General features: G+C 34.3%; 13 protein-coding genes and 1 pseudogene. 7 read left to right on the top strand and 7 right to left on the bottom strand.

What is annotated here, in order from left to right; translation table 11 throughout:
• Positions 1-318: 318 nt before the first annotated feature.
• Complete coding sequence (locus OPR29_RS05545; RefSeq protein WP_007302313.1) at positions 319-846, top strand: demethoxyubiquinone hydroxylase family protein; 528 nt, start codon at positions 319-321, stop codon at positions 844-846.
• A gap of 131 nt (positions 847-977) precedes the next feature.
• On the opposite strand, the gene OPR29_RS05540 is transcribed toward OPR29_RS05545, so the two are convergent.
• Entirely contained in the window at positions 978-2,210 is a 1,233-nt protein-coding gene (locus OPR29_RS05540; protein WP_064085594.1) for a hypothetical protein, read from the bottom strand.
• A gap of 249 nt (positions 2,211-2,459) precedes the next feature.
• Between OPR29_RS05540 and purF the strand changes: the two genes are divergently transcribed.
• Positions 2,460-3,845, top strand: a complete 1,386-nt coding sequence (purF, locus tag OPR29_RS05535; RefSeq protein WP_052265009.1) for an amidophosphoribosyltransferase — start codon at positions 2,460-2,462, stop codon at positions 3,843-3,845.
• A 542-nt stretch (positions 3,846-4,387) separates the two neighbouring features.
• On the opposite strand, the gene OPR29_RS05530 is transcribed toward purF, so the two are convergent.
• From OPR29_RS05530 to OPR29_RS05520, 3 genes are all read right to left on the bottom strand, one after another.
• On the bottom strand, positions 4,388-5,344 hold the full coding sequence (locus OPR29_RS05530; RefSeq protein WP_213863789.1) for an IS5 family transposase: 957 nt from the start codon (positions 5,342-5,344) through the stop codon (positions 4,388-4,390).
• Between the two features lie 16 nt (positions 5,345-5,360).
• Positions 5,361-5,495, bottom strand: a complete 135-nt coding sequence (locus tag OPR29_RS05525; protein WP_264687584.1) for a hypothetical protein — start codon at positions 5,493-5,495, stop codon at positions 5,361-5,363.
• Positions 5,496-5,581: 86 nt separating this feature from the next.
• The gene (locus tag OPR29_RS05520) at positions 5,582-5,920 is read right to left on the bottom strand and encodes a TrbC/VirB2 family protein (protein WP_265025190.1); all 339 of its coding nucleotides are present in this window, start codon (positions 5,918-5,920) and stop codon (positions 5,582-5,584) included.
• 128 nt (positions 5,921-6,048) lie between these two features.
• Here OPR29_RS05520 and OPR29_RS05515 point away from each other — a divergent pair, with 128 nt between their 5' ends.
• The 5 genes and pseudogenes from OPR29_RS05515 (at position 6,049) to OPR29_RS05495 (ending at position 12,546) form a co-directional block, all read left to right on the top strand.
• Complete coding sequence (locus OPR29_RS05515) at positions 6,049-6,864, top strand: YihY/virulence factor BrkB family protein (protein ID WP_265025189.1); 816 nt, start codon at positions 6,049-6,051, stop codon at positions 6,862-6,864.
• Positions 6,851-7,615: an SDR family oxidoreductase gene (locus OPR29_RS05510; RefSeq protein ID WP_006013430.1), complete on the top strand. Its 765-nt coding sequence runs from the start codon at positions 6,851-6,853 to the stop codon at positions 7,613-7,615. Before OPR29_RS05515 ends, OPR29_RS05510 begins: the two co-directional genes overlap by 14 nt.
• Before the next feature lie 116 nt (positions 7,616-7,731).
• Positions 7,732-11,007 (top strand): carbamoyl-phosphate synthase large subunit, encoded by a 3,276-nt coding sequence (gene carB, locus OPR29_RS05505; RefSeq protein ID WP_264684878.1) that lies wholly within the window; start codon positions 7,732-7,734, stop codon positions 11,005-11,007.
• A 165-nt stretch (positions 11,008-11,172) separates the two neighbouring features.
• Positions 11,173-12,001: pseudogene (locus tag OPR29_RS05500) on the top strand (IS630 family transposase).
• A gap of 197 nt (positions 12,002-12,198) precedes the next feature.
• Positions 12,199-12,546 carry a diacylglycerol kinase gene (locus OPR29_RS05495; RefSeq protein ID WP_254229995.1) on the top strand — a complete coding sequence of 116 codons (348 nt, stop codon included), beginning with the start codon at positions 12,199-12,201 and terminating at the stop codon, positions 12,544-12,546.
• A 6-nt stretch (positions 12,547-12,552) separates the two neighbouring features.
• Here the strand turns inward: OPR29_RS05495 and OPR29_RS05490 are convergent, their stop codons facing one another.
• From OPR29_RS05490 to OPR29_RS05480, 3 genes are all read right to left on the bottom strand, one after another.
• Positions 12,553-13,425 carry an RluA family pseudouridine synthase gene (locus OPR29_RS05490; protein ID WP_265025438.1) on the bottom strand — a complete coding sequence of 291 codons (873 nt, stop codon included), beginning with the start codon at positions 13,423-13,425 and terminating at the stop codon, positions 12,553-12,555.
• Between the two features lie 81 nt (positions 13,426-13,506).
• Positions 13,507-15,312 (bottom strand): hypothetical protein, encoded by a 1,806-nt coding sequence (locus OPR29_RS05485; RefSeq protein WP_265025188.1) that lies wholly within the window; start codon positions 15,310-15,312, stop codon positions 13,507-13,509.
• A 41-nt stretch (positions 15,313-15,353) separates the two neighbouring features.
• Positions 15,354-17,378, bottom strand: coding sequence for a ComEC/Rec2 family competence protein (locus OPR29_RS05480; RefSeq protein ID WP_026097260.1), 2,025 nt, complete (start codon positions 17,376-17,378; stop codon positions 15,354-15,356).
• Positions 17,379-17,400 lie beyond the last annotated feature (22 nt).

Genomic DNA, 17,400 nt, shown 5'->3' with positions numbered 1-17,400 from the left:
ATTAAATGCTTTGATAAGCGTATTTTAGCTTATGTGGGTAAAAGTTTTATAAAGACATAGAGTGCACATAGTGCAAAAAATTAAACATCAAGTATATCGAGCTTTTTGTCCTTTTATCTGCACAGACTGAAGATAAATAATATATCTTCACCCTTATTTTAAGGAGAATGGCGGAGTCCGTCAAGTAACTCTTGCCGTTGCTATAGCTGCTTGAGTTCCTGTAATCACAATGTTGGTGCAATGCACGCATGGAATTTTATTTACTCTATAATATATTGGTTTATAGTAGTACTAATGCAGAAATAAAGGGAGGAGACATTGGAAAGCAATATAAAAAAATTGAAAGGAAATTTTTTAGAACAAGCAATTAGAGTAAATCATGCTGGCGAATATGGAGCCATTTGCATTTATTCCGGTCAAAAATTTATTCTTAAAAAATCTTCCATAATTGACAAAATAATTGAAATGGAGGAGCAGGAAAAAAAACATTTCCACTATTTTAATGAGAAAATCAAGGAGCAAAGAGTTCGTCCTACTGTTTTGTTGCCAGTTTGGGGTGCTTTAGGGGTATCACTTGGTGTTGTAACTGCCATGATGGGTAAAAAAGCCGCTATGGCTTGCACTGCTGCAGTTGAAGAAGTGATCGGAGAGCACTACAAGGAGCAAGTCTTACATTTAGAAGATGGGGAATTAAGAGAAACTATAAGTAAATTTCGCGATGAGGAATTAGAGCACAGAGATATTGCAATTCAGCACAATGCCGAAAGCGCACTTGGCTACAACGTTTTATCTTTGTTCATAAAAACAAGCTGCAAAGCTGCTATTTACCTCTCTAAATTGATTTAATCAATCACTATTTGACAACCAACCACATTTGCCTTTAGTTCTTGTGCTAATTGCTGCCCCATATCCTCTACTACAATCGAATGCGTATGAATGTTTATAATTAATTTCTTAATTATTATCTTAAAAATACATTAATTTAATTCCCTATTAGAGTTTTCTTGTTGTTGTAAACATGTTTGCATAAGACTAGTAGATGGAACGTTTTTAATAGTCTGAGTTAACTCCTCAGGAATATTTTCAAAACTCTTGCCCATAACTTCTAAAACACTTTTCCCCTGTATAAGACAATTCCCTCCAAAGCTTGATTTGTTTTCTAACTTGCTAAACCTTATTTTGCTTTTCTCATCAATTTCTACTACCATTTTGTTACCATCTTTCCGTAGATAAATACTAATCTCTCCTATTTTAGTAGTAAAAAATATTTCAATACCACCTTTTAAGATATCTGTGTAATTTCTTTTTCCATCTTCTGTAATTTCAACTTTTACTATACTTTCCTCAATCTGAAATATGCCAACTTCTAAATCCTTAGCTTTTTCATTATTTAAAGTTCTCGCAGTTTCAACAATACTACCTTGTGGATACTTAATATAAAAATATTTATTATCTACTTCTACTTCAAGATCATATTTATCAATTTGCTTGTTATTTTCTTTCACAATACCTTCATATGCTAGACCCTCTAGCATTTTTTTCTTACTCTTACATTGTTCGTTAAGATCATTTAAATAATTAGAGCCGTAATATCCGCCTTCAATATCGCTATAAAAAGATAATCCTTTTTCTACCCCACCTTTTAACACTAAATTACGAGTGATCTTTTGTATGATATTTTTTGTAGTTGAATTGTGTGGATTTGCATGAAAGCGATTAATTAATTCTTCCATTTTTTCAAATATAAAATTTGTTACAGTCTTATTATCCTTACCGTAATATGAGTTTAATCTTATTCCTTGATTTAAATAACCCTCTATTATGCGTTCCATGTACTTTAAAACGCTTTCTTGCTCATCGTGTTCTGTTATACCTTTTATCATCTCATCACAAAATTTTTTAACTAGAATTTGTTCATCTGTAGTCAATGGTATTTGCAATTTCGTAGAAGATGAGTCTCGCTCAAAAAGATAAATTATTGACAATTCTTCTGCTCTTTTAATAAAGTCATAACTTCTTAGATATTCTGCAACATCTTTGTTTTTTGCGTACCTTTTCTTGATTAAATCCATATGCCTATCTTTACGACTTATAGTCGGTAATTTTGGATTTGATGAACTACTCTGTTGACTATTGAAGAAGCTGTTAGAGAACTGTTCAGGCTCTAAAATAAGATTACTTTCACCTTGTTTACCTACTTGCTTAGACATATTATATACCATAACCAATAAAACTTTTTAGTGATTACTTCAATACATAGATAAGTCAATAAAAATATCTTTTTCTCTTCAGTGCTAAAAAATTGTCAAAAATCTCAAAATTGGTTAATTGCATATAATCTACTTTCTGGTATACATCAAAACTACCGTAGAAAGCTTCAACTTTGAAAGGGATTAACAAATAAAATTCTTGTACTTTGCCTCTACTAAAGTACAATCAGGCTTTATTTAATATTTTTCATGCTTGATGAAGTACATGAGGAGTGTGGGGTATTTGGCATAAGTTGCAACCAAAGTGCTGCTTTTAACTCTATACTTGCTCTCCACGCTTTGCAGCATAGAGGTCAAGAGTCTTTTGGTGTAGTAACCAGTAACAACGATAAGCTGCTCTCTTATCACTTTCAAGGTCAAGTGAGCAGCGTATTTGATGATATAGATGAAATAAAGAAATCCTTACCTGGAGATTGTGCAATAGGTCATGTTCGATACTCAACCAGTGGTAGTAAATTTGGAGTGCAGCCCATGTTTGGCAAAAGTGGCAAATTTGGAGATTTCGCCATAGCACATAATGGTAATTTAATTAATATTTCTCCGATACGCGAACAATTAATTAAACAAGAGTGTGTTTTTCAGTCAGATATTGATACAGAAGTAGTAGTGCATCTGACAGCAAGCGGTGAAAAAGATAGCTTTTTAGAGAGTTTTATATATGCATTAAAGCAAATACAAGGTGCTTATTCTTTTGTGGCAATCAATCAAGAAGTAGTTATTGGAGTACGTGATCCATCTGGAATCAGGCCTCTTGTTTTAGGAAAGTTAAACGGTTCTTACGTTCTTGCATCTGAAACTTGTGCTCTTGATATAATAAATGCAGAGTTTATTAGAGAAATAGAACCAGGCGAATTAGTTACCATCAGTTCGGATAGTAAGCTAGCCTCAATGTTTCCTTTCCCAAAGCAAAAATCAAGTTTTTGTATTTTTGAATACGTTTATTTTTCAAGACCAGACAGCATAATGGAGAATAGGTCTATATACGATACAAGAAAAGAAATAGGAAGAATACTTGCAAAGGAAAGTCCACCAAAGAACAATGTAGATATGATTGTACCAATACCTGATTCTGGAATACCTGCAGCTATTGGATATGCAAAGCATTCAGGATTACCTATGGAACTGGGGATAATTCGTAATCATTATATAGGAAGAACATTTATACAGCCAATCCCTGAAATACGTAAGGTTAGAATAAAATTAAAGTTCAATGCTAATAAGCATATTTTAAAGGGTAAAAACATAATTTTAATAGACGATAGTATAGTGCGTGGTAGCACGCTCAGAAGTATAATAGTTATGTTAAAAGATGCAGGAGTAAAAGAAATTCACCTAAAGATTTCATGTCCACCAATTAAGCACTCTTGTTTTTATGGAATAGATACGCCAGAGTGCAAAGATTTAATTGCTGCAAATAAATCTGTAGAGGAAATTAAGGAAGTTATAGGAATAGATAGCCTAGCCTTCTTGAGTATTGATGGCCTATACAGGGCTGTTAAAGAAGAAAAACGTAACAACGCTACACCGCAATATTGTGATGCTTGTTTCACTGGTGACTACCCAATTGGTAAGTAATCTATTATTAATAAAGGTGAGGTTTTTTCTATGTTATATTAACAGTTTTAAAAATAGATTTTTTGCATAACCATATAGTTTTTGCCTGGGCGTCATTTGAGTGAAAACTACTTTACAAATTTCGTCATTCCCTTTACTATGATACCAAGAATATTTATCCTTATTTTTGACCTGCAGGCTCAATTACAAAATCAGTAAAAAACTCAAATATTTATTGGCAAATTACACAAAAATTATAGCGGCTTTTTTTATTTTTTCTACATTCAGCCAAAACGCGCTTGTTAGCACATTATTATAGCGCCAATTTACATTATAAAACTTGTCACACGGGGATTCTTTTGCCTTTTTTCTTCATTTGGTAAATTTCTTAATATTTGCAACTAAAGTAATTTTCGAGAGGTGTTATGTAAGTAGCTGACACACAGCTGTACGAGCATTCATTTTTGAAAGTAAATTGCGTAGCAAATGGTGTCATCCGAGTAGCTGACACTGGGATGGCTTTGTTGCACAGCTCTTCGGATAGTGGGTAATGTATAATAAATTCATGAAGCTATATCAAACTTAGCCATGCCTATTTCAGTAAATTTGTTAAGCAAATAACACTTGAGTAGCAGTTCCTTCTCACGATTAATCTCAGATTTATTCCTAAAACTAAATCCAAATATTTGCTTCAGTCGCGAGAAAAAACTTTCTATATAAGATCTCTTCCAATAATTTATCTCTTTTTTCCACCTCTTCATACCATCTTCATCATATGACTTTATGAGCTTGATTGTAGAATTTCTCTCATTCATATAATCCAACTTTGGATGCTCTACTGCATTATTTTGCGGAGGAATCCTTGTCTTTATGTCAAGCTCATCGCACAGTTTGTATAACTTCTTTCGATTATATGCCCTATCTGCATATATCGTGCTTATGTTATACTTGGTATCCACTCTTTCAATAAGATCACAGGCTCCATAGTGGTCGGAATAAACTCCACTACTGTATTTTGCAGCTATAACTTTTTTACTACCTATCTCTAGCATTACATGTAGCTTTCTTGTTTGCTCATAGCGGCGATACTTTCTATCTGTACCATTTGCCTTACTATGGCCTGGAATATTATTGTAGATGCTGATACCTGTACTATCTATAGCAATTTCAATATCTTCCATATCGTTCTTATCAACTCTGCAGTCGTTGATTTTGATATTAAGCTTTTTAAACCTTCTTGAAGCCTGCGAATAGCTGATAATTTGCAAAATTTTCCCTATTTGCTCAAGATATTTCTCTATAAATCCCACTGTTTGCCTAAGACCAATCCTGAATAGATAGGTTATTATGTGAATTAGAATCACTACTTTGTCGCTGTAGACATTGTTGCCACCTGCTACTTTTGGACTATTTTCGTACCAATTTTCAATGGCATCGTTGATATAATGAAAAACATTTCCCCTTTCTTGAAGAAATTTGTTATATTCATTGCAGTTACTGACTTTCATTCTTATTGGCATATTTTTCCTTTGTCGGCTAAATATCTATTTTATAACAAATTCCATCAGTAACTGCCTGTTCTTTCCTTGAGTGGTGCAACAAAGCCATTCCAGTGTCAAGCACTGGGATGACACCGTCATAAAGTAAACCAGTACTTGGATGAACTGGCAAAAATTGCTCTTAAATCACAAGTTCGTGCAATGATGGTGCTTCTTTAAGAAGCACCATTTGCTAATGTTTTTCTGAAATTTTAGTGCCTAGCGGCATCTATTTGATGCTGCATCCCATGTTTGACCACTAGGGCAAGTTGGGGTTGTACTACTAGTTGTACATGCATCTTGTCCTGTTATTGCTTTCACAACTGCAGGAGCACCAAAAAACACAGCAGTAAATGCACCAAGTGCAAAAAGTGCTGGCCACGGCATTCTGCCAAATATTGCAAGCAATGCTGCACCTATTATCACTATCGTGATCATTGGTCCACCCAAACTGTGAGTATAGCTCACTATTTTACATATCACTGCTGATGTTTCATCAGCATGTACATCAAACGCAAAGGAAAGAATTAAAGCTACAAGTAGAAGAAAGTTTTTCATTATGCCTCCGTATTTAACGCTGGATTATCCTTCAATTTGATTAAATTTAAGTAAACGGTGAGGATTTTTTGCTTAAAAGTATGCTTTATTTCATTTAGAATACTTTTCTTAGTTTATTTGTATTACAAGTGCTACAGAAATTTTATAGTATCGTTTATTGCCTTTATCGTGCTTTAATTGACACAATTTATAATGATGGAGTGGAGCACGCAGGATATCTATCATTTTTAATCCTGTTATCAATATTTCCTTTTCTTATTGTTTTAATGGCCATGGCATCAACGTTCGCAAATTTCTTAGATCAATACAATGTCGGCTGGGCATTTATTATTGATAACATGCCACAGGATATTTTATCATCTTTGATGCCACGTATTAGGGAGATAATATCAGGCCCTCCGCAAAGCTTATTAACCTTGGCAATTGTAGGCGCTGTTTGGACTGCCTCATCGACAATTGAAGGATTCAGAACGATATTGAATAAGGCCTATAAAGTCCCGGTTTCATCGCCTTATATATGGAGAAGGGTGCTCAGTATATTACAATTTTTAGCAATTACGCTTGTTACAACTCTGACTATAGTATTTTTTACATTAGTGCCAATGTTAATTGATTTTTCTTACCAAGGGCTAAGTTATACTAGATATTTACTTATTGAGTTTTTGCTTTTTACTATAGTATCTTGGCTATATTTTACATTGCCAAACATAAAACAAAACTTATCAGACGTATTTCCCGGATCTTGTGTAGCTGTTATTCTTTGGACGATCTCTGCTTCAGCTTTCAAGCAATACTTAAAAGCTTCCTTTGACCAACTGAATTTGATATATGGAAGTTTAGGTGGTGTGATAGTATCGTTACTATTTTTTTATGTGCTAAGTTTGATTTTTATATATGGAGCAAAATTTAATTTTCAGCTAAAATATTTCAATGGATCTTGCTAAGGAGAAAGAAATGGGTGACTTAGAAGGTAAAATAGCTTTAATTACCGGAGCTTCAGGTGGAATAGGCTCTTCTGTTGCAAAAAGATTTGTAAAAGAAGGTGCATGTGTAATTCTGATTTCCAGATCTCTTGATAATCTCAAGCCATTGTATAACGAAATTGAAGAGCTGAAAGAAGGCTCTGTGAAACTAATTCAGCTTGACCTTTTAGACTTTGAAAACGTAGAAAAACTGGCAAATATGATAGAAAGCCCAAAATTATCAGAATCTGGAACACTTGATATACTGATTGCATGCACTGAAATTTTAGGTAAGTTGAGCTCTGTTCATGATTGTGAGCTTGAAGATCTACAGAACGTAATGAATACAAATTTTACTGCCAGTTGGTACTTGCTAAAAAATTTGGGTCCAATACTAAAAAAGTCTAATGCTGGAAGAGCGATATTCATGACCTCAGAGATAACACTTTCTCCTTCCTCTTATCCATATTGGGTACCATATGCTGCAAGTAAGGCTGCACTAGAAGCAATGGTGAAGATATATGCATCTGAGACAAAACATACGAACTTATGCATAAATGCCGTGTATTCGGAAGGGCCTATCGATAGTGAAATGTATAAGCAAGCATTTTCGGGAAAAGATATATCTGAATTGGTGCCACCTGATAAACTGACAGACAAATTTGTAGAACTTGCTTCTGAAGATTGTAGCATATCAGGACAAATCTTACCACTTAGCAAATCTCCCGAGTAAATTACCATAGTATCTGCAAAGATACTGTTAAGCCTAAAGGTAGTTAGGTTTAATAAAAATTCACATACACAGGAAAGATTGGTAACATTATTTGAGTCGAGACTATTATTGTAATTATGCCAAAACGCACAGATATAGAATCTATATTAGTAATAGGAGCAGGCCCAATAGTTATAGGTCAGGCATGCGAGTTTGATTATTCTGGAACGCAAAGCTGTAAAGTATTAAAAAGTGAAGGTTATAAAGTCATTTTAGTTAACTCCAACCCCGCAACTATAATGACAGATCCTGAATTCTCTGATGCAACTTATATTGAGCCGGTGCTACCTGAAATCATAGAGAAAATTATAATTAAGGAGATGCCAGATGCAATATTGCCAACAATGGGCGGGCAAACAGCACTCAATTGCGCAATAAAACTTGCAGATGATGGAGTGTTAGACAAATACAACGTAGAATTAATAGGAGTAAATAGAGAAGCAATAAAAAAAGCGGAAGATAGAGAATTATTTCGCCAATCCATGGATAAAATAGGTCTAAAATACCCCAAAAGTATCATTATAAAAAATCAAGAACAAATAAAAAAGGCTTTGGATTACATTGGATTACCAGCAATCATCCGTTCATCATTCACTCTTGGTGGCGCAGGTAGCGGCATAGCATACAATAAAGAGGAGTTTTTCAATATTGCAGAAAGTGCTCTAAAAATTTCACCAATAAATGAAGTTCAGATAGATGAATCAATTATGGGCTGGAAGGAATATGAAATGGAAGTTATCCGTGACTGCAAGGATAACTGTATAATAGTGTGTTCAATAGAAAATATTGATCCAATGGGAGTGCACACCGGAGATAGTATCACAGTTGCTCCTGCTTTGACTCTGCGTGATGCTGAATATCAACAAATGAGAAATGCATCTATAGCAGTGTTGAGAGAAATTGATGTTAGCGCCGGTGGTGCAAATGTTCAGTTTGCAGTGAATCCTAAAGAAGATGGAAGCCTCGTTGTAATTGAAATGAATCCAAGGGTTTCTCGCTCCTCTGCACTTGCTTCGAAAGCAACAGGCTATCCTATTGCAAAAGTTGTAACTAAACTTGCTATTGGCTATTCGCTCGATGAAATATGTAACGACTGTGCTCCAGTTATACCTGCTGCATTCGAACCAGTGATTGATTATATCGTCACTAAAATTCCTCGATTTGAGTTTGAGAAATTTAAGGGGACGAATTGTGAACTATCAACCTCCATGAAATCAGTGGGAGAAGTAATGTCTATAGGCCGCACTTTTAATGAGTCACTACAGAAAGCTTTTCGCTCACTTGAAACAGGGCTCACGGGACTTGATGAAGTGTTTTCTGAAGACACAGATGTTAAATCTCAATTAGCAAAATTGCTGCCAAACAGATTACTGATTGCTGCTGACGCAATGCGTCACGGAATTAGCATAGAAGAAATAAATTCGATTACAGGATATGACTTATGGTTTCTGCAAAATATACAGCAAATCATCTTGGCTGAACAAAAAATCAAGGAAAACGGCCTTCCTGGAACTGCATATGAAATGTTAGAGCTGAAAAAAATGGGGTTTTCAGATGCAAGATTGGCAAAATTAAGCAATAAGAAAGTAGAACAAATTGAAGCAATAAGGAAAAAATTTGATGTTAATCCAGTTTATAAGCGTGTAGACACCTGTGCAGCTGAATTTGAATCGAGCACTGCTTATATGTATGGCTGTTATGAGAGTAACACAATCCAGCGTGTGACTAGAGATAAGGAAGAATGGATCCCAGTGTCAGCTACTCGGATGACAGAGGGAATGGAGTGCGAAGCAGATGTTTCTGACCGAGAAAAGGTTGTCATTTTAGGAAGTGGTCCAAATCGCATTGGTCAAGGTATTGAGTTTGATTATGCATGCGTACATGCAGCTTCTGCCGCCAAAGAAATGGGGTATGAAACAATAATGATTAACTGTAATCCAGAAACCGTTTCAACTGATTATGATACCGCTGATCGTTTATATTTCGCCCCACTGATTGCAGAGGATGTGCTTGAAATACTAAGCAAAGAGCAAGAAAATGGCACACTGGTTGGTGTAATAGTTCAAATAGGTGGTCAAACACCTTTAAAGTTAGCCAAAGTGCTTAACGAGAGAGGTTTCAAAATTCTGGGAACTTCGTTTGATTCTATTGACCTTGCAGAAGATCGCATGAGGTTTAAAAACCTTGCTTTGCAACTTAATTTAAAACAACCTGAAAGTTCTATCTGCCATTCAGTAGAAGAAGCGTTAACCAACGCAGAAAAGGTGGGGTTTCCACTAGTAGTTAGGCCATCATATGTCCTCGGCGGTCAGTCTATGTCGATTAGACATGATACTCAGAGCTTTAAAGAGTATGTCTTGAATCAAACCAAAATTTTTGAACACGGATCGCTTCTTCTTGATAAATTTTTAGTCAATGCAGTTGAGGTTGACGTTGATGCTGTGTGTGATGGGGAAAAAGTTTTCATTGCAGCGGTCATGGAGCATATTGAAGAAGCTGGTATCCACTCTGGCGATTCAACATGCTCAATACCGACAAACACATTGAGTGACGAAGTAATAAAAGAGATCGAGCTCCAAACTGAAAGAATAGCTCTTGCACTAGAAGCGAAAGGTCTGATAAACATTCAGTTTGCTGTTCAAGAGAGTGATGTATGCATACTTGAAGTAAATTTACGAGCTAGTCGAACCGTTCCTTTTATTTCCAAGGTAATCAATATTCCTATTGCAAAGCTTGCCACTCAGGTTATTTTGGGTAAAATTTTGAATCAGGAAAACAAGCCTTTCAATCATTTTGCAGTTAAAGCTGCTGTTTTTCCATTTACCCGCTTTGCAGGAGTTGATACTTTACTTGGTCCTGAAATGAAATCAACAGGAGAAGTGATGGGAATTGACTCATCTTTCGAAGCTGCACTTGCAAAAGTGCACATGGCTGCAGGATACAAGTTACCAACAGAAGGAACAGCTCTGATTTCAGTAAAAGATGATGATAAAGAGTATATATTGACTGTTGCACGAATGTTGAAAGAACTGAGTTTTGAAATATATGCCACCAAAGGCACAGCTTCGTATCTGAACAATAACGGCATTGCTGCAAAAGCTGTAAATAAAGTGAGAGAAGGCAGACCCCACATAGTTGATATGCTCAAAGATGGAAAAATAAATCTAGTAATCAATACCTCAAAAGGTGTGAAATCAGTTTCAGATAGCAAAGATATCAGGAGAACTGCTATTTTGCAAAATATAGCTTATAGCACCACAGCTTCTGGGAGTAAAGCGTTAGCGCTTGCAATTCAATATGTAAAGAATAGCAAATTGGAAGTGAAATCATTACAGCAGATACAAAATGTTTAAATATCAAGACTATAATAAATTATTACTTATTTCAAAATGAGGATCGTGTAAGCTAAGGCGAGAGAAATTTAATTAAAGGATTTTTGTGTCAGTATCAATATATATAGCACTTCTCATAATAGTCCAAAAAAGGTAAGATATGGATTTATAGTAGTGATGGTAAGCATGCCAGCAGCATATAGTTATGACTTAAGGAAAAAGGTAATGGAAGCATTGGATGAAGGAGAGAGTGGAGAAACTGTTGCCAAGAGATTTAAGATTGGAAAAACAACTTTATATGAGTGGAAGAAAAGACGTGAGAAAACGGGAGATTTTCAATCAAAAAAGCTTGGAAGCGTGGCATAAAATTACCGACTGGAATGCATTTGCCGAATTTGCAAATGAGCAAGGTGGCAAAACTCAGTCAGAGATGCTGGGGCAATATTAGTAGACAAACAATTCATCGAGCACTTAAAAATATAGGATTCACAAGAAAAAAAAGACCTACGGATATAAAGAAAGAAATGAAGAAAAGCGAGCTCAATTTTCAAAGGTTATAGCAACAAAAGAACCTAAAGAATTAGTGTATATAGATGAGTCTGGCATTGATAACACTGAACCTATGGGTATTGCCAGAAAGGACAGCGGTTTTATGCCCTAAAATCTGGAAAGAAAACTCAACGAATTAGCATGGTTGCAGCCTTAAGTAGGAAGAAAAATAATTGCTCCGTTAACCTTTAAAGGCCACTGCAATATGGATATCTTTAATAATGGTTTGAGCAGTTTCTGACACCGATTTTGGAACCTGGACAAACTGTTATCCTTGATAATGCTACTTTTCATAAGTCTAATAAGATTTGCTAAAGGAGTTGGTGCAGAAATTTTATATCTTCCTCCATATTCTCCAGATTTCAACAAAATTGAGCATTATTGGTTTGCTATAAAAAACAGAGCCAGGAAAAACATTCCTCTATTCGAATCCTTTCGTCGTGCTGTTGATTCTGCCTTCCTATGACCTGTTCGGACTATTATGAGAAATGCTATAACTGCCTTGAGCGTTTGTTGAAAGGCTTTGTACTAATTTTCTTGATTCAAACAATATGCTAGACTTTAACTTAAAAATCTTTGTAAGTGATCACGACTGAAAGGTATTTTCATGCATTTTTTACCTGAGTGCAATAAGTGTAATTCATTGAGTTTCCAAAATTGATAATGAAGAAAAGCATTACTCGTCTAATAAAAGCAATTCAATACTCCTGTGAAGGAATAAAATCAGCTTTTGTATCAGAAGTTGCGTTCAGACAGGAGTTACTGCTTTTTATAATATGTGTTTCAACTTTGTTTGTTTTAGATGTAAGTAATTTAGAACTTGCAGTAATGGTAAGTAGCCTATTTTTGGTGTTAATTGTAGAAATTATTAACACTGCTTTTGAAACAACAATTGAGCGTATTTCCAGTGAACAACATATACTTTCAAAAAAAGTGAAAGATCTAGGTAGTGCAGCAGTTTTTCTCTCATTAATTAACCTCTTGATAACATGGATGATAATATTGATATGAATGTTGTTAAGATATATTTTCAAATTCACCGATTAAGACTTGCATGTCTTGTGGTAAATCAGAAACAAATTCTATATATTCTTTACTTTTTGGATGATATAAGCCTAGCGTGTGAGCATGTAGTGCCTGTCTATTGAAATTACGGATAAAGTCAGAGTTTTTAGCATGTTTTTCACTTTTACTACTATTTTTTCCGTAAACTTGATCACCAACTACAGAATGTCCTATGTGGCTCATGTGTACTCGAATTTGGTGTGTTCTGCCTGTCTCTAAAGTACATTTAACCAGGCTTGCTTGCCCTATAATTTTCTTCACTGAATAATGAGTGATTGCTAATTTACCTGCTGTTTTTGTGACACACATCATTTCTTTATTACTGCGTTTTGGAGCAATATGGGTTTTTACTGTTCCTTGCAGATTAGGTAATGCTCCCCAAATTACTGCTAAGTATTCCCTTTTTATTTTACGATTTGATAGCAGTTCAGACAAGAAGCTGTGGGATTGTTCATTTTTTGCAATTACCATGAGTCCACTAGTATCTTTATCAAGCCTGTGAACAATTCCTGGTCTTGTATTTGTATATGGAATTTTGCCAAGGTGAGCGATCACCGCATTCAGGAGTGTATCATTGTTTGTTCCAGCACCTGGGTGTACTGTTAATCTACTTTGTTTACTCAGAACTATAATGTCCCCATCTTCGTAGATGATATCAAGCTTTATATTATAGTTAGGTTCAATTGATGTGGATATGTCAGGTTGAACGAGATGTACTATATACTCTTCACCTGGTTTTACTATGTGGTCATTATTAATTATCGGCGTGCCAAATAATGTTACCCGCTCATCTTGTATCAATCTTTGCGCTTTACTGCGTGATATGTTGCACTTTTTAGCTATGTAAGTATCTAGCCTTAATTTTTTTTTCGTCACTATTAACATTTAAGGTTATATCTATGGTCACTACCCTGCGCAAGCTACTTTGAATGCTGCATGAACATCTGGATTCACAAAATCAACTTTTGTACTAGGTTGAATTTGAAGGCCGTCTTGTTTTTTAATATGGCAAATTATTTGAGAGCCATCTTTCCAGTAAATTATTATTTTATTATCAAAATCCCGTAGCGTTAACTCCCTCTTTTCTTCTTTTTTATCTTTTTCTTCTAGCTTAATAGACTCTAATAAATAATATAGAAAGTCACTTGCTTTACCGTTAACTTTTTTTCTCCATTCATCCATTTTTTCTTGTTCAGATAATTCTTTTTCCAATTTTGCATTTTCTTGCTCCAGCTCTTTCATCCTTTTTTTTGATTTTAATAGTCTATTTTTTTCTTTTGCTTTTTTCTCTTCATCCCGTTGTTTGTCAAAAGGAGTAGCAGTAATACTGCCTTCACTGCTATTAGGTTCATTTGATTGAGTCTGTTTATTCTTTAATTCCTCTAGTTCATCTTTTACTTTTTTGAGTTCTTCTTCTAATTCCTTCTTTATCTTTTCCGCTTCTTCTTGCTTTTTCAACATACAAAAAAAATCGTTGTCGTTGCTAATTATTTCTTCTCTAGATTGAAAAAAGCCAACAAATCTGCTTGGTTCAAATCGCTCAACCTTATCTTCAGCGATTTTAATAGTATTCTCTAAACTAGAAAAAATGCTTTCAATGTTTAGTGAATTTGTTCTTTTTGCCAACCCTTTAGCTTCGCTTAAAATGACCATCATTTCCTTACGCAACTTATCTAAATCTTTTTTGATGTCTCCTCTAATTCCTTGTAGATGAACAAGTGTTTCTTGAATTTCATCATTTGCAGGCTTTAGAAGGCTATTATCAAGTAGATCTTTAACTTCATCTAGCTGCTTATCAAATGAAGCAACAATTTTATCTGTAAAATCAGTCAAGTGCTTATCAAGTAATTTTATCAATTGAGATATAGAATCATTTTCTTCCTCATCTTTTGTCTTTTTTTCTATTACCGATACAACCCCACCTCTTCTGAATGGAAAGAGAATATCCAAATTGTTAAACTTTTTAACAATATTATGATTATTGTTTATCTCATTGTTTTTTAGCTTGCTGAATGTTATACATATCCCAACAATAGCAATGATACTAGCCAGTGCAACTATGGCCCATTCCAAATCCTGAACATTGGCAAAGCTAAATCTATTTTGTATTAATGCGCCAACTATAATTACAGTGCTAATTATATATGTTATGGTAAGAAAAATGGCCTTATTTTTATTCTCTTGTCTTTGATCATCTAATGTTTTTCTTTGATTTTCAGAAATTGGCAAAATTATTGAAAAGTTTGCTTTTTTGCGACCTATAAGACTTAAATTTGGTTTTATCTCTATTTTTAGAGCATTTTCAGCAAGTTCACTTATCTCGTTGTCTTTGCCACCTCTAATTTTATCATTTATTAATTCCTCTATCGGCTTTTTTCCTTCTTTTATCTTCTGCTTATGCATATATCTCATAGCAGAAGAGGCTGCAAAAGTTGTTAAAAGAATAATAGAAACCAAAGTGTAAATTGGCATGAATGTTGGGTTAAAAATATCTGTAATAAAGCTTAAATTATTACTAGTTATTATTATTGCAGCTACATAAGCCAAAGAAAATTGAAGCCAAGTATTTACAGCTGCTATAGGTAGAGTGTTACTTACGGAATATTTCTTTGCTGCATGCCATAATCTAGGGAAAAAACCAATAGCATCATCTATTTTGGCAAAATTATGATCTACTTTAACACTTAAAGGATTTATTATATCTAAAGGCATAAACTTCCTAGCACCTAATTAATTATATACTAATAACACTTTTAAAACAAGTTTTTTGGCTTATGCCAAGGACGATTAGAACGGACTTTGCTAACCTTTATGCCACTATTTGCTAGCCAAACAGAGTGTGTGCCATATGCCTCTAAGTCAGAGTATTTGATGATTTTAGTATTGCAAGCTGGATAGTTAAACTTGCTTAACTGAATTACTAGATCGACATTGTTACAATTTTCTAAAATATCTTCTCTTTTATGAGCTAGCAACACTGACTTATTATTTCCTTTATTATATGTACAGTCATAATCATTACATTTTAGCCTTTTGTTTGAATTACTGAATTTAGTGTGATTCAAAATTTGATTCTGCCCGTTTTGTTTAGCCCATGTTTTGACAACAAAGTTCCTATTTTTCCTAGTAAGAGAATATAGTAAACTGTCATCTTCTTTTACAGCAAGATTATCAATACTGACCAGGATGTCAGGGGTTCTATACATAGCGCTAGAGAAAATACCCAGCACAATAAAGAAAATTCCAAAAAAACGCCAATTCCTTTCCCACAAGCATAGCCACAATAACCCAAGTGTTATTATAATAATTGATGAGCCAGGAAAAGTGCGAGTGGGAATAACCAAATACTGAAGACTAGCGATTGCATTTGTTATACACAAGATACTGTCAATTGGGCGCTCTATAAATGGCGCTATAATCCATTCAATACCTAAAGGAATCAATAAAACATAAATTATTCCAAGTGGAATAATAATGAGTGTAACTATTGGTATAGCAATCAAATTTGTGATAATGCCACTGATTGAAAAATAGTTAAAATTGTATATTGTGTACGGAACAGTTGCTAAACTTGCTATGACTGAGCTGATCATTATCGACACAAAATATTTTATTATTTTTATTTTGAATAACTTATTAGCATTGATCTGATAGCTGGCAACTAGTGCCAAAACAGCAGAAAATGACATTTGAAAACCTGGCTTTAAGATTGCTTCTGGCTCCACTATGAGTATCACCGAAGCAGCAAACGCAATTGCTATTAATCCTCGATATTTCCTTTCTATGATTATTGCAACAAGTACCAAGATCACCATGATGTAGGCACGCTGAGCAGAAATTTGCATACCGGTAATCAACAAATAAAAGGTAGTTGGCAAGATAGTAAAGAATGCAGATATTTTTTTAGTGTTATATTTAAGAGTCAAAGTTTCAGATATTGCAAATAAATTACGGAATACTATAAAAAATAGACCAGCAACAAACGATAAATGTAAACCAGATATAGCGAATAAATGTGCTATACCTGAATCTCGTATCGCATTCATAGTTTTTTGATCTATCCCGTCTTTTTTGCCAATTAATAATGCAGAGATTATGTCCGCGTGTGGCTTTTTGGTATTTTGCTGTAGGTTTTCATAGATATATTGACGGAAAGATTCTATATACTCTTGAAATTTTCTTGCTTCAGCCTTTTTGTACAGGACTATTTTGCTTGTTGCAAAGCCTGTTGCACTTATTTTCTGATAATATGCTATTCTTGCAAAATCATATGCATATTCCGAAGGCGCAATTTTTGGAGGAAAGAGTTTTGCTGATAATTTTACTTGATCCCCTATTTTAATGCCTTCTTCCGCTTTTGTTTTAACTGATATTCTGATGTTATCCAGCTTGAACTTCGTGTTTTTTATTTCATAAAGCAAAAATTGTTTATATGAGCCCCTATCGTTAATATCCTTCACTGTAGCAACAATATCTTTCACATACCTTTCCTTATCAAGAATATGAGTATTAACTGAATCTGTTCTGAATTTGCTGGCTGTAAATCCTATGAGCACTGCAATTAAAGAAATGCATAATATTGCGTATTTCCTGTATAATATTGCAATCAGAATTAGTATAGGTGAAAGCAAGAGAAAAATAGATATAGTGAAAGCACAGCTTGGTTCAAAATTTAATGAGAAATAGGTTAAAATTCCTGCACACTGAAAAATAGGGAACCACAATATCAAGTTATATTTTTCATTGCACAGATTGTTATGTATATAATTTACTATCATGTTAAGAAAGGTTAATAGATAT

The sequence above is a fragment of the Wolbachia endosymbiont (group B) of Pammene fasciana genome (genome assembly GCF_947251495.1).
Taxonomy (GTDB): domain Bacteria; phylum Pseudomonadota; class Alphaproteobacteria; order Rickettsiales; family Anaplasmataceae; genus Wolbachia.
Note: the sequence above shows the minus strand (reverse complement) of the source record. Positions and strands in the feature narration are given on the sequence as shown.

What these genes read in the sequence shown, in the direction of transcription:
- OPR29_RS05540 (WP_064085594.1), bottom strand. Translation starts at nt 2,210, where the DNA reads ATGTCTAAGCAAGTAGGTAAACAAGGTGAAAGTAATCTTATTTTAGAG.
- purF (WP_052265009.1), top strand. Translation starts at nt 2,460, where the DNA reads ATGCTTGATGAAGTACATGAGGAGTGTGGGGTATTTGGCATAAGTTGC.
- OPR29_RS05530 (WP_213863789.1), bottom strand. Translation starts at nt 5,344, where the DNA reads ATGCCAATAAGAATGAAAGTCAGTAACTGCAATGAATATAACAAATTT.
- OPR29_RS05520 (WP_265025190.1), bottom strand. Translation starts at nt 5,920, where the DNA reads ATGAAAAACTTTCTTCTACTTGTAGCTTTAATTCTTTCCTTTGCGTTT.
- OPR29_RS05510 (WP_006013430.1), top strand. Translation starts at nt 6,851, where the DNA reads ATGGATCTTGCTAAGGAGAAAGAAATGGGTGACTTAGAAGGTAAAATA.
- carB (WP_264684878.1), top strand. Translation starts at nt 7,732, where the DNA reads ATGCCAAAACGCACAGATATAGAATCTATATTAGTAATAGGAGCAGGC.
- OPR29_RS05495 (WP_254229995.1), top strand. Translation starts at nt 12,199, where the DNA reads ATGAAGAAAAGCATTACTCGTCTAATAAAAGCAATTCAATACTCCTGT.
- OPR29_RS05485 (WP_265025188.1), bottom strand. Translation starts at nt 15,312, where the DNA reads ATGCCTTTAGATATAATAAATCCTTTAAGTGTTAAAGTAGATCATAAT.
- OPR29_RS05480 (WP_026097260.1), bottom strand. Translation starts at nt 17,378, where the DNA reads ATGATAGTAAATTATATACATAACAATCTGTGCAATGAAAAATATAAC.